Raw genomic sequence first — 14,032 nt, 5'->3', positions numbered from 1 at the left:
AAGGGCGCCAGCCGTGGCAGGCCCTGGCGTGGGTGCTGGCTGCTGCACTCGCGGGCGCCATGCCGGCGCGCGCGGCAGATCCGCTGCGCGTCGGCTCCAAGCGCTTCACCGAGTCGTACATCCTTGGCGAACTGCTGACCCAGGCCGCGGGGCCGCCCGGCGCCGCGCAACACCAGCCAGGGCTGGGCAATACCGCGATCGTCTTCGAGGCGCTGAAGGCCGGCAGCATCGACCTTTATCCCGACTACACCGGCACGCTCGCCGCCGAGATCCTGAAACTGCCCCCCGGAGCCGGCCTCGATGCCATCCAGCGGGCGCTGGCGCCGATGGGGCTGGGCGCGGCAATTCCGCTTGGTTTCGAGAACACCTACGCGCTGGCCGTGTCCGATGCCCGCGCTGGCGCACTGCGCCGGCTCAGTGACCTCGCCGCGCAGCCGCAGTTCAGGCTCGGCCTGTCCCACGAGTTCCTGGGGCGCGCCGACGGCTGGCCGGGACTGGCCAGCCGCTATGGGCTGCCGCAACGCCCGGTCGGGCTGGACCATGGCGTTGCCTACGAGGCCTTGGCCGCGGGCCAGGTCGATGCCATCGATATCTATTCCACCGACGCCAAGATCCGCAAGTACAAGCTGCACGTGCTGGAGGACGACCGGCATTACTTCCCGCGCTACGACGCGGTGGTGGTCTACCGCCTTGACGTACCGAAGCGCTTCCCGCAGGCCTGGCAAGCGTTGGAGCGGCTGGCCGGGCGCGTCAGCGCCGACGACATGATCGCCATGAACGCTGCGGCGGAGATCGATGGCCAGTCATTCGACGCGATCGCGCGCGCGTTTCTGGCCGGCACTGCAGGGCAAAAGGCAACGCATGACGGTGCCGAGCCGCGCGGCCGGCTGGCTGCCGCGCTGTTCGGGCCCGACACCACGCGCCTGGCGCGGCGCCATGTCGGCCTGGTGGCGGGGGCGGTCGGCGCCGCCACGCTGGTCGGCGTGCCGCTGGGGATGCTGGCGGCGCGGCGGCGCCGCACCGGACAGGCTGTGCTGGGCGTGGTCAACGTGCTGCAGACGGTGCCGTCGCTGGCGCTGCTGGCGATGCTGATCCCGCTGCTGGGCCGCATCGGCGTCTGGCCGGCCATGGTGGCGCTGTTTCTCTATGCCTTGCTGCCGATCGTGCGCAATACCGCGACCGGGCTGGAGCAGGTGCCGCAGGGCATGCGCGATGCGGGGCGGGCGCTCGGGCTGCGCGGCGGACAGGTGCTGCGCTACGTGGAGCTGCCGCTGGCCTTGCCGGTGCTGCTGGCGGGCATCAAGACCGCGGCCATCATCAGCGTCGGAACGGCCACGATCGCGGCCTTTGTCGGCGCGGGTGGCTTTGGCGAGCGCATTGCCACCGGGCTGGCGCTCAACGACACAGCGCTGCTGCTGGCCGGCGCGATCCCGGCGGCCATGCTGGCACTGGTGGTACAGGCAGCGTTCGAGACCCTGGAGTGGGCGCTGCGCCGCCATCGCGATGCGCGCTAGCTGCCTTGCTGCTGCGCGATGAGCCGGCCGAGGGTGGCGACGGCGGCCTCGGCCTCATCGCTCCACAGATGCCCGTAGTTGAGCCGGATGCAGTTGCGGTATCCCTGCCGCGCAGAGAAGATCGGCCCGGGCGCAATGCCGATGCCTGCGTCGAGCGCGGCATGGTGCAGCGCCAGTGCATCGAAGCCGGGCGCAAACTCGACCCACAGGAAATACCCGCCGTCCGGCCGGGACACGCGCACATCTTCCGGGAAGTGCTGGCCGATGGCATCGATCATGCGCCCCTGCTGCATCTCCAGCACATGGCGCAGCTTGCGCAGGTGCTTGTCGTAGCCGCCGTGCTGCAGGTATTCGGCCAGTGCCACCTGCGTGGGCACGCCGGCCGACAGCGTGGTCATCAGCTTGAGCCGCTGAATGGCCTCGCCAAAGCGGCCCGGCGCCACCCAGCCGATGCGGAAGCCCGGCGCCAGCGTCTTCGAGAACGAGCTGCAGTGCATCACCAGCCCCTGCGTGTCGAAGGCCTTGGCCGGCAGCGGGCAGCGGTTGCCGAAGTAGAGCTCGCCATAAACATCGTCCTCGATCAGCGGCACCTGGCGGCGCGCCAGCAAGGCCACCAGTGCCTTCTTCTTGTCTTCCGACATGCTGGCGCCGAGCGGATTCTGGAACTGCGTCATGAACCAGCACGCCTTGACCGGGTGGCGCGACAGCGCGGCATCGAGCGCGCCCAGGTCGATGCCTTCGGCGGGGTCGACCGGGATCTCCACGGCCTTGAGCCGCAGCCGCTCCAGAGCCTGCAGCGAGGCATAGAAGCCGGGCGATTCGATTGCCACCACGTCGCCCGGCTGCGTCACCGCCATCAGGCACAGGTTGAGCGCCTCGAGCGCGCCGTTGGTGACGATCAGGTCCCCGGCCGGCTGCGGCGCGCCCGCGCCCAGGTAGCGCAGTGCGATCTGGCGGCGCAGCGCGGTATTGCCCGGCGGCAGGTCGTTGACCGAGTACCACGGATCGAGCGCGCGGCCGGCGCGCGCCAGCGACTTGCCCAGCCGCTCCCACGGGAACAGCTCGGGCGAGGGAAAGGCCGAGCCGAACTGCACCAGCTCGCGGTCACGCGCGCCTTCCAGCACGGCGAAGACCAGCTTGGAGATGTCGACCTGCGTCGACACCTGGCGCGACGGCCGCGCCTGCGGCTGGGGCAACTCGCGCCGCGCAGGTCCCGCCACGTAGTAGCCGGAGCGCTCGCGCGCCCGCACCAGCCCGCGTTCTTCCAGCCGGTAGTAGGCCTGGAAGGCGGTAGAGGGGCTGACGCCATACTGAGCCACGGTCTTGCGGATCGACGGCAGGCGCGTGCCCGGCGGCAGGCTGCCGTTGCGGATATCGGCGGCCAGGGTCTCGGCGAGGGCTTCGTAGCGTTTCATGGCGGGTTGGCGGGGGCGGGGCGGGTGAGCGCATTATCTCCCGGGCAGGCAAACTGATACGTAAATTTTCCCGTTATCTGATGCTGTTATGGCTGGCGCGGACGGCCCATAATTGGCACTCGTACACAAAGGCGTTGTGCAAGGAGATGCCATGAACCCGTTGAGGCTGTTGCGGACCGTGCTGTGGGGCTTCTTTGGCCTGCGCCAGGGGCAGGAGCACCAGCGCGACCTGGACACCTTGCGCCCGGTGCCGCTGATCCTGACCGGCGTGGCCGTCGCCGCCGGGCTGGTGGTGTGCCTGGTGCTTGCGGCAAACTGGGCGGTGTCGGCTGCCTGACCTGAAACTGCTCTCATGCTTCTCCTGCCCCAAGGACCTGGTATCGCCACAGCCCGTGCGCTGCGCAAGCTGGCCTGCCTGACGCTGGCGGTGCTGCTGCCCGTGGGCATGGCGCTGGCCGCCACCGACACGCAACAGATCGAACGCGGCCGCTACCTGGCGCGCATCGCCAACTGCGCCGCCTGCCATACCAGCGAAGGCGGCAAGCCGTTTGCCGGCGGGCTGCCGATCCGCACGGCGGTCGGCACGATCCATTCGACCAATATCACGCCCGACGCCGGCAGCGGCATCGGCGCCTATACGCTGGCCGAGTTCGACCGCGCCTTGCGGCACGGCGTGGCGCGTGACGGCAAGCGGCTCTATCCGGCGATGCCGTATCCGTCGTACGCGCGCATGCGTGCCGAGGACGTGGCGGCGCTGTACGCCTACCTGCGTGCCGAGGTGGCGCCGGTCACCCAGCGCAATCCCGCGCCGCAGATGCGTTGGCCGTTCAGCATGCGCAGCCTGCTGGCCGCGTGGAACGTCCTGTTCGTCGATGACGACCCGGTTCGCACCGACCCCGCGCGCGGCGCAGCCTGGAACCGCGGTGCCTACCTGGTGCAGGCTGTGGCGCACTGCGGCGCCTGCCATACGCCGCGCGGCAACCTGTTCGCCGAGAAGGGGCTGGACGAGCGCAGCCGCCATTTCCTGTCCGGGGCGAGCGTGGAGGGCTGGTCCGCCACCAACCTGACCGGCGACCAGGTCACCGGCCTGGGCGCGTGGTCGCGCGCGGACATCGCCGAGTTCCTGCGCACCGGGCGCAACGGGCACGCGACCTCGTTCGGGCCGATGTCCACGGTGGTCTCCACCGCCACCCAGTACATGAGCGCGCCCGACCTCGATGCCGTCGCCGCCTACCTGAAGTCCCTGCCTGGCGCACGGGGCGAGGACAAGCTGTTCCGGCACGATGCCGCCACCGCGCAGCAACTGCGGCAGGGCCGCTTCGATGTGCCCGGTGCGCGCCAGTACGCGGTGTTCTGCATGCCTTGCCATGGCGCCGACGGCAAGGGCTTTGCCCGCGTGTTCCCGCCGCTGGCCGGCAACCCGACCGTGGCCGATCCCGATCCGGCCTCGCTGGTGAACCTGTTGCTCGACGGCGCCGTGACCGCGCGCGTGGGCACCGCGCCGGCGGATTACCACATGCCCGGCTATGGCTGGACGCTGGACGACCAGGAGCTGGCCAATGTGCTGACCTTTATCCGCGGCAGCTGGGGCAACCGTGCCGCGCCGGTGCCAGAAGCCGCCGTGGCGGCACGGCGCAAGGCGCTGGCCGCGCAGCACCCGGCCGCGGCAGGCGACGCATCCCGATGAGCACCCGATGACGATTACGCGCAGAGACTTCCTCAACGGCACCGCCCTGACCATTGCCGCCGGCCTTGCGCCCGTGCAGTTGCTGCACGCGCAGCAGGGTGGGGCAGGCGTGGCATACCCACCCGCGCTGACCGGCCTGCGCGGCAACCATCCCGGCACCTACACGCTGGCGCATAGCCTGGCGCGCGAGGGCGCGAAATACCCGGTCGTGCTGGCGCGCGAGGCTTTCGACCTGGTGGTGGTCGGCGGCGGCCTGAGCGGCCTGGCGGCAGCGTGGTTCTACCGGCGCCGTTTCGGCGCCAACCGCCGCATCCTGATCCTGGACAACCACGACGACTTCGGCGGCCATGCCAAGCGCAATGAGTTCACGGTGCGCGGCAAGCGGCTGGTGACCTATGGCGGCAGTGCAGAGATGCCGGCAGGCGCTGGCAGCGACGCCGCGGTGCGCGAACTGCTGGCAGGGATCGGGCTCGATGCCGCGCGGCCGCCTGGCACATCGTCCGCGGATCCCTATGCCGCGCTCGACATGGGCCGCGCCGTGTTTTTCGATGCGGAGCATTTCGGGCGCGACCAATGGGTGGCGGGCGATCCGTTCGGCGAGCTGATCGATGCCCGCAGCGGGCAGCAGGCCGGTGGCCCGGATGCGGCCGCCCTGTCGCGCTTCCTGGACAACACGCCTTTGCCTGTGGAGGACCGCAGCGCGCTGGCGCGGCTGGCCGCAGGCACCACCGATTACCTGCCGGCGCTGTCCGGCGCCGAGCGCGCGGCAGCGCTGCGCGCCATGCGTTACGCCACCTTCCTGCGTGACAAGGCCGGTATCGGCCTGGCCGGGCAGCGTTTCCTGCGCAGCCGCAGCAACGATGCCTATGCGCTGGACGCCGATGGGATCTGCGTTGCCGACGCCATTGCCATCGGCCTGCCTGCCGGCGCCAACATGCCCGCGCCGGCGGGCAATGCGCGCCTTGGCAAGTCGCCGGCTTCGCGCCTGTGGTTTCCGGATGGCAATGCCTCGCTGGCCCGGCTGCTGGTGCAGAGCCTGATCCCGGGCGTGGCGTCGATCGCCCGGCCGGCCGATGTGGTGTCGGCCGCGTTCGACTACAGCCGGCTGGACCGTGACGGGCAACTGGTGCGCCTGCGCCTGAACAGCACCGCAATCGCGGTTGAGCCCGACGGCAATATCACGCGCGTGACCTACGGGTTCAGTGGCAACCTGCATCGCGTCGAGGCGCGCCACGTGGTGCTGGCCGGCTACAACATGATGATCCCGTACCTGCTGCCGTCGCTGCCCGCGAAGCAGAAAGAGGTGCTGCACAACGAGGCCAAGGCGCCGCTGGTCTACACCAAGGTGGCGCTGGACCACTGGCAGGCGTTCGCGGCGCTGCGCACGCGCCGCATCCACGCGCCGGCCATGGCCTATACCGACCTGTGGCTGGAACCGCCGGCGGGCAAACAGCCCTCCGATCCCGCCGTGCTGCATATGCTCTATGTGCCGACCGTGCCTGACAGCGGCATGCAGGCGCGCGACCGCTTCCGCGCGGGCCGTGCCTTGCTGCTCGGCACGCCCTTCGACACGTTGGAACGCGACATCCGTGCGCAGTTGGACCGCATGCTCGGCCACAAAGGCTTTGCTTCGAAGGACGTGATCCGCGGCATCACCGTCAACCGCTGGGCACACGGATACAGCTATATGCCCGACAGCCTGGCGGGTGAGAACGTGGCGCCCGACGCGGCGTGGCCGGGGCTGGCCGGCGTGGGCAATATCAGCATCGCGAACAGCGACAACGCCGGCAGCCCTTCGCTGACCGCGGCGGTGGGGCAGGGAAAGTGGGCAGTCGACCGCCTGCCCGGGTAGCGAGACTTCAGCCGGCACGCGGCGGCATCAGCGCATCGATCTCTGCATCCTTGGCTTCCCACTGGCGTGCCAGCCAGTTGTGGAATTCCCTGCGGAAGGCCTTGTCGCTACCGTAATCAGCCTCGCAGAAGGCCGGCGGCACCGGCAACTGCCGCATGCGCACCAGCACCGGGCCGGCGCGCCCGCAGGCCAGGTCCCAGAAGCCTGGCGCGCCTTCCGGATACACGATGCTGACGTCGATCAGCGAGCGGAACTTGTTGCCCATCGCATTCAGTGCCACCGCCAGTCCGCCGGCCTTGGGCTTGAGCAGATGGCGGTACGGAGAGTCCTGGGCCGCGCGCTTGGCCTCGGTAAAGCGGGTGCCTTCGGCAAACACCATCACGCTGGTCGGCACCAGCGAAAACTTCGCGCAGGCGCGCTTCGCCGTTTCCTGGTCCTGGCGCTGCAACGCCGGATTGCGCCGCAGTTGCGCCTTGCCATGGCGTTTCATGAACGGAAAGTCCAGCGCCCACCACGCCAGCCCGATCACCGGCACATAGATCAGCTGTTGCTTCAGGAAAAACTTCAGCAGCGGGATGCGCCGGTTCAGCGAGCGCTGCAGCACGAAGATATCTGCCCACGACTGATGGTTGCAGTTCACCAGGTACCAGTCGGCATAGCGCAGCCCCTCATTGCCCTGGACATCCCACGGCTCGCGCTGGATCCACGCGAACCAGCCGGTGTTGCCGGAGATCCAGGCGGTCGCGATGCCGTTGAGCAGCGGATCGATGCGCCGCCTGACGGCGGCAAACGGCAGCGCCAGCTTCAGCAGTGCCAGCGGAAACAGCAGCGCGCACCAGAACAGCGTGCTTGCAATCAGCAGAGTCCAGCTGAGAATCCCGGTGATCCAGGCGAAGCGGCCGCGCGGCACCGGAGCCCGGCGGCGGCGAGACAAGGGGGTGGGTTCCCCGGGTGTTGATGGCGCCGAGGGCGTTGAGGCACTCGTGCCGGTGGCACGTGTTGACGAGGATGGGACTGAGGTCATGGATGCCAGTCTGCAGGCTTGCAAGGGTTGCGGGCTTGCGCGTGATCAACGCAGGCACTATTGGGTGCGTACTTTAACTCGCCCGATGGGGAGCGTGGGACGCATTCTGCCTTGCCGCCCGAGAACCTGCAGGACTCAGAACACGATGGTCGCCGTTCCCATGAACGTATTCGTGCGCTTCAGGCGGTTCTTGTTGGCCACCGAGGGCACCCAGCGCAGGCCCAGCGACAGCAGGCTCTTGGCGCCGATCTTGGTGTCGTAGGTGACGATCGGGCCCACCGCCCAGTCATGGCCGCGGAAGCCGTTCAGGCGGTCGGCCAGCGGGCCACTGTCATCGCCCAGATGCTGCGTCGTGCCGGCGATCAGCCCGAGGCCGGCACCGTGGCAAAGCGCTTGAGCAGCATGGTGTCGAGCGTGAACAGCGGCGCGACCTGGTAATCGGTGGCGTTGTTGCGGGTTTTAAACTGTGGCCAGATTCTACGGAAGTTAGCGGTGTAGAACTGGATCCCTGGTCCAGTTGTTCAGGCTTGGGTTGGCCAGGGCGTTGGGGTCGTACTTGCCGGTCGGTGCCGGCTTTCCCGGTGCTGCAGGTACCGGGCGCCATCGTCACCATGCCGGTTCCGCTGACCTGTTTGCCGCCAACCCCCTGATGGTGCTGTTCCTCACCGTGGGCCTTGGCTACTTCATCGGCAAGGCGCGCGTCGGCCCGATCCAGCTGGGGGGCGTGTGCGGCACGCTGTTCGTCGCGCTGTTCATGGGGCAGACCGGTTGCCAGATGCATGGCGAGCTCAAGGACATGGCCTTTGCCTTGTTTATCTTCGAACGTCAGCGCCCCGGCGATCAGCGCCATCGTGGCGGCCAGCCAGAGTTCGGTGCCGCTGCTTGGCTACACCATCACGTAAGCCATTGCCAACGTGCTGCTGCCGGTGCTGGGGCAGATCATCATTTCGCTGGCGCACAAGTTCACGTAGTGTCCTGGCGCTAGCCGCCATGCGCGACAAGCAGCCGCCCGATATCGGACAATCCCATGGCTTCGGCCATCTCGCGTGGGGTTTCGCATTCGTCGATACGCGTCCGGCAAGCCGCATCCGCACCCGCCGCAAGCAGTAACTCCACCGCAGGCAGATTGCGTACGCTCACCGCCATGTGCAGCGCGGTGTAGTCGTTGATGCCGCGCTGCCCGGGATCGGCACCAAAGTCCAGCAGCAGCCGGAGCACCTCGATCACATCCGTTCGCGTGGTGGCGCCGGGCCGGGCGAGACTGCATGACAGCGCCGCAATCAGCGGTGGAAAGCCTGCGTGATCCACAGGCCGGGGATCTGCCCCGGATTCGAGCAAGGCGCGGATCAGCGGCAGCGGACTATGGTAGAGCGCGTATTCCAGGCAAGCGCCAATCCCTGGGGGCATGGGCCCGTTGGGAATGCAGGCCGGATCATCAACCGCTGCTCGCAGCGCTTCGATATCGCCGGCACGGAAGGCGGCATGGATCTTTTCGAACTGCCGGTACGCCTCGCAGCGCTCGATGTCTGGGTTCACGGTTTTGCCCGGATGAAGGGCCGGTGCCGGCCTACGCATAATCGAGCGGCAGCGCCGTGGTGTACTTGATCTGCTCCATCGCAAAGCTGGAACTGACGTCGGCCAGCTCGGCGCCCTGGATCAGCTTCTTGTAGACGCGGTCGTAGGCGGCAATATCCGGCACCACCACGCGCAGCAGGTAGTCGGTATCGCCGGCCATGCGGTAGAACTCGGTCACTTCCGGGATCGATGCCACCAGCCCATGGAATTGCGCCAGCCATTTCACGTTGTGCTGGCTGGTGCGGACCGAGACAAAGACCGTGACCCCGGCATTGAGCTTGTCGGCGTCGAGCAGTGCCACGCGTTTGCGGATCAGGCCGGCTTCTTCCAGCCTCTGGATCCGGCGCCAGCATGGCGTCGAGGTCAGGCCGACCCGTTCGCCGATCTCTGCCACCGGCACGGTGGCGTCTTCCTGCAGGATGGCGAGAATCTGTTTGTCGTAGCGGTCCATGGCGCGTAGCGGGTCAGGTGAGGGTGGGCCGGCGCCTGCAGGCGGCGCTGGTACGCGCGGCAGATGCTAGGCGTCGGCGGTCGGCACCAGCAGGTTCACGCCGGTGTCGATGTGGTCGCGGTGCACGCCGTAGAGGTGCAGGGACACGGCGATATCGTCGCTGGCATTGCCCAGCGCATGGATATGCTGCAGCCCGGCCGGCACGCTGAAGGTATCGCCGGCCGTGCGCAAGACGGAGTTGGCATGGCGCGCCTGCCGGCTGGCGGGATCCCACCGGTAGTGCTGCTCGCTCAGCGTGCCGCGCAGCACGCGGTAGGCACACCAGGTGCGATGGCCGTGCACGGGGCTGGTCTGGCCCGGGCGCCAGACCAGCACCATCGCCGAGAAGCGCTCCAGCGGGTCGGCATGGACCAGGTGGCGCGCATAGGTATCCGGCTTGCCGAGCAGGGCGCCGGGCGGCAGTGTTGCAAGCAGCGTGTCGGTGTCTGGCAGATGCACGGCAATGTGGCCGGCCACCATGCGCGCGCTGTGGGCGAAGGTGGCCTCGAGCTCGAGCGCCAGCTGGTCGAGCGGCGCGGCTGGCAGGAGGAGATGCGGGGGAGTTGCCGGAGGGGCGGCAGTCAGGGAGGATCCGGTCGGCATGGCGGGCACCTTGGTCTTGTTCTGGGTACGTATCCATGATATTTGCGGGCCGGAGTACAGGCATGCGAATTGTCGTTCAATGTCGCCGGAAATTGTAATTCTATTCCTGCAATGAGGCGATATTGAGAATTATATGCTCGAAGCAGATCGGGGCAGGTGGTTGGGCGGCTCCCTCAGGAGCTTCAGTCGAGTTCGGCGAGCAATGCCTTGGCCTCCTGCAGGGCCGCGGTGTCGAAGCCTTCATTGAACCGGCCGTAACTCTCGGCCAGCATCTCGCGGGCCTCGGCCCCCTTGCCCTGCTGCCGCCACAGCCGGCTTAAGGCCATCACCGCGCGCAGCTCCAGCGATCGGGCGCCCTGGTGGCGCGCGATCGCAATCGCCTGCTGGAAGCAGGCCTCGGCCTCGTCCCGGCCGGCGCCCGCCGCGCCCGCGCAGCCTGGCTGCAGCAGCGTCAGTTCGCCCTTGAGCCGATACAGCTCCGCCTCGTACAGGCGCTCGTGCGTTCGGTCTGCCACGGCCAGCGCCTTGGCCAGCATTTGCAGCCCTGCCTCGGCCTGTCCCGCTTTCCCGTAGGCTTCGGCCAGCAGCGCCAGGAAATGTGTCTGCCAAATCCCTGCCCCGGTGGCTCGGTAGGCGCTCAAGCCCTGCTGCATCTTCTCGATGCCTTCCACTGTGCGTCCCTGCGCGACCAGCACCCAGCCCGAGAGGATGGTTCCGGAAGTCAGCCAGAACGGGAAGTCGTGCTCGGTCGCGAGGGCGAGAAGTGCTTCAACCAGTTCATGCATCGGCTGCGTCTCGCCGCGGTACAGGCGAAGCATGGCGGCGAAGGTCAAGGCATTGGCCGAGTCAGGGGGGTGGGACAAGGTCCGAGCCAGCGCGAGCATCTCCTGGCTGCGCACGAGGGCCTGATCCGGATAGCCGAGCAGCCACAGGTCCAGCGCCAGGCAGGCCAGCGCCAGCACACCAGGCTCCAGGAAGAAGGCCGGCGACTGGCACTGCCCCGAGTCATAGAGCACCAGGGCCTGCTCCAGCTGCGTGCGGGCAGCGCCCAGTTCGCCGAGAGCGAGCAGGCTGACGCCCACCGCCCGATGGGCTTGCACCAGCAACGCAGGGTCCTGCGCCTGTTGGGCCAGCGTCAGGAGTTGCTTCCCCAACTCGTGTGCGGTTGACAGCTCCCCGCGGACCATGAGGGACGTGCGCAGCCCCATCAAGGCGGGGAAGAGCTGAATCGCTTCTCCGAGTTGTCGACACAGCGCCAGCGCGCGGGTGTAAGTCGCCTCGACTTCCGGGGCAGCGAGTCCATGGGTGGCCATCCAGGCCGGACCGAGCGTGATCTGCAGTGCGAGTTCCTGCCGTGCGCGTTCAGGACCATCAGGCAAAGTCTTGAGTAAATCGAGGGCCTTTGTCAGGTGGGCGACCGCTTCGGCATTGGCAGAGCGCTGCGCCGCCTGCCGCCCGGCGCAATGCAGGTATTCCACCGCCTTCGGCGCGTTGCCGCTGCGGCTGAAATGATGCGCCAGCTCGCTGCAGTGCTCCTCGATCCGGGCGCCAAATAGGGCTTCGATCGCCTGGGCTGTGCGCTCATGCAGCGCACGGCGCCGCTCGCTCAGCAGCGAGCCGTAGGTCACTTCCTGGGTCAGCGCATGCTTGAAGCTGTACTCCACCTCCGGAAACGCCGGCTGCTCGTAGATGAATTCCCCGGCTTGCAGCCGCGTCAGCAGGTTCTTGGTTGTGTCCTCGGGCTGCTCGACAACACGGGCGAGCAGGCTCCAGGGAAATACCTTGCCGATCACCGCCAGGGTCTGCAGCAGCGCTTTCTCGGCCGGCTGCAGGCGGTCGATGCGGGCGGCGAGCACCCCCTGCACGGTGGTCGGGATGTGCAGCATGGTCGGGATCTGCTCAAGACGGTAATGACCGCGCTCGCCGCGCAGCACGTGCTCCTCGGCCAGCGTCTGCACCACTTCCTCGATGAAGAAGGGGTTGCCTTCGGTCTGCTCCAGGATCCGGTGCTCGAGCGGTGCGAGTCCGGCGGCGTCGCCCAGCAAGGCCCGCAGCAGTTCCCGGGCGTCGGCTTCGTCCAGAGGACCCAGCCGCAGCTGGGTGTAGTAGCTCTTGCGACCCCAGTCGTGCCGGTACTCTGGCCGGTAATTGACCAGCAGCAGGATGCGGGCGCTGGCCACGCTTTCGCCGAGAAAACCAAGGAAGGCCTCGGTCTCACTGTCGAGCCACTGCAGATCTTCGACGATCAGCTCCAGCGGCCGTGCCAGACTCTCGCGCACCAGCAGCCGCTTGATCGCCTCGAAGGTGCGCTGCTGGCGGATCTGGGGGTCCATCTGCACTAGCGCCGAGTTCGGCTCGGCGGCCCCAAGCAGGTGGAACAGATAGGGCAGGGTGTCTTCCAGCGCGCGATCCAGGGTCAGGATCTTGCCGGTCAGCTTCTCGCGCCGCCGGCGCTCATCATCCTGCGCCGTGATCTCGCAGTAGTTCCGCAGCAGCTCGATCAGCGGCAGATACGGATAGGCCTTGCCGTGTGAAACCGAGAAGGTTTCCAGCACCAGGCAATGACGCGGGGCGAGCTGCTTGAACTCCAGACATAGCCGCGACTTGCCGACCCCCGGCTCGCCGACCACGCCGACGATCTGACCGTGTCCGGCTTGCGCCCGCGCCCGCGCTTCGCGCAACTGCTCGAGCTCGCGAGCGCGGCCGACAAAGCGCGCCAGCCCGCGGCTGGCCGACACCTGCAGCCGGGTGCGCAGCGGGCCGAGGCCGAGGACTTCGAAGACCGCGATCGGCTCGGGCAGCCCCTTGATTGGTGTCGCGCCGAGGGCCTTGAACGCGAAATAGCCTTCGGTCAGGTTGTAAGTGTGTTCGCTGGCGACGATCGAGCCGGGCACCGCGATGCCCTCCATGCGCGAAGCAATGTGGATTGAATTGCCTACCGGGTCGTAGTCGGTGTGCAAATCCTCGGTGCGGATCGCGCGCACCACCACTTCGCCGGAGTTGATGCCAACGCGGATCTGCAGCGCGATCCCCTGGGCCAGACGCACCCCGTCGGCGTAACGGCGCATGGCCTCCTGCATGCGCAGCGCCGCCAGCAAGGCCCGCTGCGGATGGTCTTCGTTCGCGATCGGCGCGCCGAACAGCGCCAGGATGCCATCGCCCATCGACCTGGCCACATAACCTTCATAGTGATGCACGGCCTCCATCATCAGCGCCAGCACCGGGTCGATCAGGCGGCGGGCGTCTTCGGGATCGAGGTCGTGGATCAGCGCGGTCGAGCCGGCCATGTCGGCGAACAGCGCGGTAACCGTCTTGCGCTCGCCGTCCGCCGCGCCGCGGGCTTCCATGTCCGCCTGCGCCGCCCGGATGCGCTCGGCCAGATAGGACGGTGTGTAGTCGACGGGGGCGCTGGGCGCAAGTGTCGTGATCGGGGGCGTCGCGCTTAACGGGGTCAGCGGCGCGCCGCATTCGCTGCAGAACCTGGCGCTCGCGCTCGCCTCTTGCCCGCAGGCCGGGCAGACACGCACAAGCTTGGCGCCACATTCCTCGCAGAACTTGGCGCCCGCCGGATTCTCGAACCCGCAGCTTGCGCAGCGCATAGGGCTTGTCCCCCTTCCGGGGCTTGCAAGACTCAACGATTAAATCTTATCAAACGATGCGGCGTCCTATGGCCCGATGACGACCCGAAGGCTGAGCCCTTCGCTGTGCTGAAACGTGCCTCAATCGGCACTTGTATAGGGCAGCCGACGACCAGGTCAACCCGAATCCGACTGTGCCACCGCGCGAGCAGCCGCACGCACTCCTGATTGCCTCGCCTACAATGATTCAGGCTGCACGATTTGCCCTGGATCCATGCATGGCTGCGCAGCAGC

General features: G+C 67.9%; 10 protein-coding genes and 2 pseudogenes. 5 read left to right on the top strand and 7 right to left on the bottom strand.

Annotation, left to right across the window (positions count from 1 at the left end; genetic code table 11):
- The first annotated feature begins 59 nt into the window (after positions 1-59).
- Positions 60-1,514, top strand: coding sequence for a glycine betaine ABC transporter substrate-binding protein (locus tag AC07UK_RS30530; protein ID WP_436223067.1), 1,455 nt, complete (start codon positions 60-62; stop codon positions 1,512-1,514).
- On the opposite strand, the gene AC07UK_RS30525 is transcribed toward AC07UK_RS30530, so the two are convergent.
- Positions 1,511-2,929 carry an aminotransferase-like domain-containing protein gene (locus AC07UK_RS30525; RefSeq protein WP_436221586.1) on the bottom strand — a complete coding sequence of 473 codons (1,419 nt, stop codon included), beginning with the start codon at positions 2,927-2,929 and terminating at the stop codon, positions 1,511-1,513. The genes AC07UK_RS30530 and AC07UK_RS30525 overlap by 4 nt on opposite strands.
- Before the next feature lie 151 nt (positions 2,930-3,080).
- On the opposite strand from AC07UK_RS30525, the gene AC07UK_RS30520 reads away from it, so the two are divergent.
- From AC07UK_RS30520 to AC07UK_RS30510, 3 genes are read left to right on the top strand one after another with little or no spacing between them, the layout of a single operon-like run.
- Positions 3,081-3,266 (top strand): DUF2970 domain-containing protein, encoded by a 186-nt coding sequence (locus AC07UK_RS30520; RefSeq protein WP_010811552.1) that lies wholly within the window; start codon positions 3,081-3,083, stop codon positions 3,264-3,266.
- 15 nt (positions 3,267-3,281) lie between these two features.
- Entirely contained in the window at positions 3,282-4,616 is a 1,335-nt protein-coding gene (locus tag AC07UK_RS30515; protein WP_436221587.1) for a c-type cytochrome, read from the top strand.
- Between the two features lie 7 nt (positions 4,617-4,623).
- Positions 4,624-6,468 carry an NAD(P)-binding protein gene (locus AC07UK_RS30510; RefSeq protein ID WP_436221588.1) on the top strand — a complete coding sequence of 615 codons (1,845 nt, stop codon included), beginning with the start codon at positions 4,624-4,626 and terminating at the stop codon, positions 6,466-6,468.
- 7 nt (positions 6,469-6,475) lie between these two features.
- On the opposite strand, the gene yihG is transcribed toward AC07UK_RS30510, so the two are convergent.
- Together yihG and AC07UK_RS30500 are read right to left on the bottom strand one after the other, a co-directional pair.
- Positions 6,476-7,378 carry a 1-acylglycerol-3-phosphate O-acyltransferase, YihG family gene (yihG, locus tag AC07UK_RS30505; RefSeq protein WP_035814968.1) on the bottom strand — a complete coding sequence of 301 codons (903 nt, stop codon included), beginning with the start codon at positions 7,376-7,378 and terminating at the stop codon, positions 6,476-6,478.
- A 249-nt stretch (positions 7,379-7,627) separates the two neighbouring features.
- Positions 7,628-8,017: pseudogene (locus AC07UK_RS30500) on the bottom strand (transporter).
- 124 nt (positions 8,018-8,141) lie between these two features.
- On the opposite strand from AC07UK_RS30500, the pseudogene AC07UK_RS30495 reads away from it, so the two are divergent.
- Positions 8,142-8,312: pseudogene (locus tag AC07UK_RS30495) on the top strand (aspartate-alanine antiporter-like transporter); the annotation flags it as partial.
- Between the two features lie 161 nt (positions 8,313-8,473).
- On the opposite strand, the gene AC07UK_RS30490 reads toward AC07UK_RS30495, so the two are convergent.
- From AC07UK_RS30490 to AC07UK_RS30475, 4 genes are all read right to left on the bottom strand, one after another.
- Complete coding sequence (locus AC07UK_RS30490) at positions 8,474-9,028, bottom strand: ankyrin repeat domain-containing protein (RefSeq protein WP_494688176.1); 555 nt, start codon at positions 9,026-9,028, stop codon at positions 8,474-8,476.
- 31 nt (positions 9,029-9,059) lie between these two features.
- On the bottom strand, positions 9,060-9,518 hold the full coding sequence (locus AC07UK_RS30485; RefSeq protein ID WP_114130353.1) for an Lrp/AsnC family transcriptional regulator: 459 nt from the start codon (positions 9,516-9,518) through the stop codon (positions 9,060-9,062).
- A gap of 66 nt (positions 9,519-9,584) precedes the next feature.
- Positions 9,585-10,160 (bottom strand): cysteine dioxygenase family protein, encoded by a 576-nt coding sequence (locus tag AC07UK_RS30480; RefSeq protein WP_494688175.1) that lies wholly within the window; start codon positions 10,158-10,160, stop codon positions 9,585-9,587.
- A gap of 182 nt (positions 10,161-10,342) precedes the next feature.
- Complete coding sequence (locus AC07UK_RS30475; protein ID WP_494693903.1) at positions 10,343-13,759, bottom strand: adenylate/guanylate cyclase domain-containing protein; 3,417 nt, start codon at positions 13,757-13,759, stop codon at positions 10,343-10,345.
- Positions 13,760-14,032: the final 273 nt, after the last annotated feature.

This window comes from Cupriavidus sp. GW821-FHT07C08 (assembly GCF_059419025.1).
This window is presented reverse-complemented; position numbering and strand designations above follow the sequence as displayed.

Excerpts from the sequence above, each read along its gene's own strand:
- AC07UK_RS30530 (WP_436223067.1), top strand. The coding sequence starts at position 60 with ATGCCGGCGCGCGCGGCAGATCCGCTGCGCGTCGGCTCCAAGCGCTTC.
- AC07UK_RS30525 (WP_436221586.1), bottom strand. The coding sequence starts at position 2,929 with ATGAAACGCTACGAAGCCCTCGCCGAGACCCTGGCCGCCGATATCCGC.
- AC07UK_RS30520 (WP_010811552.1), top strand. The coding sequence starts at position 3,081 with ATGAACCCGTTGAGGCTGTTGCGGACCGTGCTGTGGGGCTTCTTTGGC.
- AC07UK_RS30515 (WP_436221587.1), top strand. The coding sequence starts at position 3,282 with ATGCTTCTCCTGCCCCAAGGACCTGGTATCGCCACAGCCCGTGCGCTG.
- AC07UK_RS30510 (WP_436221588.1), top strand. The coding sequence starts at position 4,624 with ATGACGATTACGCGCAGAGACTTCCTCAACGGCACCGCCCTGACCATT.
- AC07UK_RS30485 (WP_114130353.1), bottom strand. The coding sequence starts at position 9,518 with ATGGACCGCTACGACAAACAGATTCTCGCCATCCTGCAGGAAGACGCC.
- AC07UK_RS30480 (WP_494688175.1), bottom strand. The coding sequence starts at position 10,160 with ATGCCGACCGGATCCTCCCTGACTGCCGCCCCTCCGGCAACTCCCCCG.
- AC07UK_RS30475 (WP_494693903.1), bottom strand. The coding sequence starts at position 13,759 with ATGCGCTGCGCAAGCTGCGGGTTCGAGAATCCGGCGGGCGCCAAGTTC.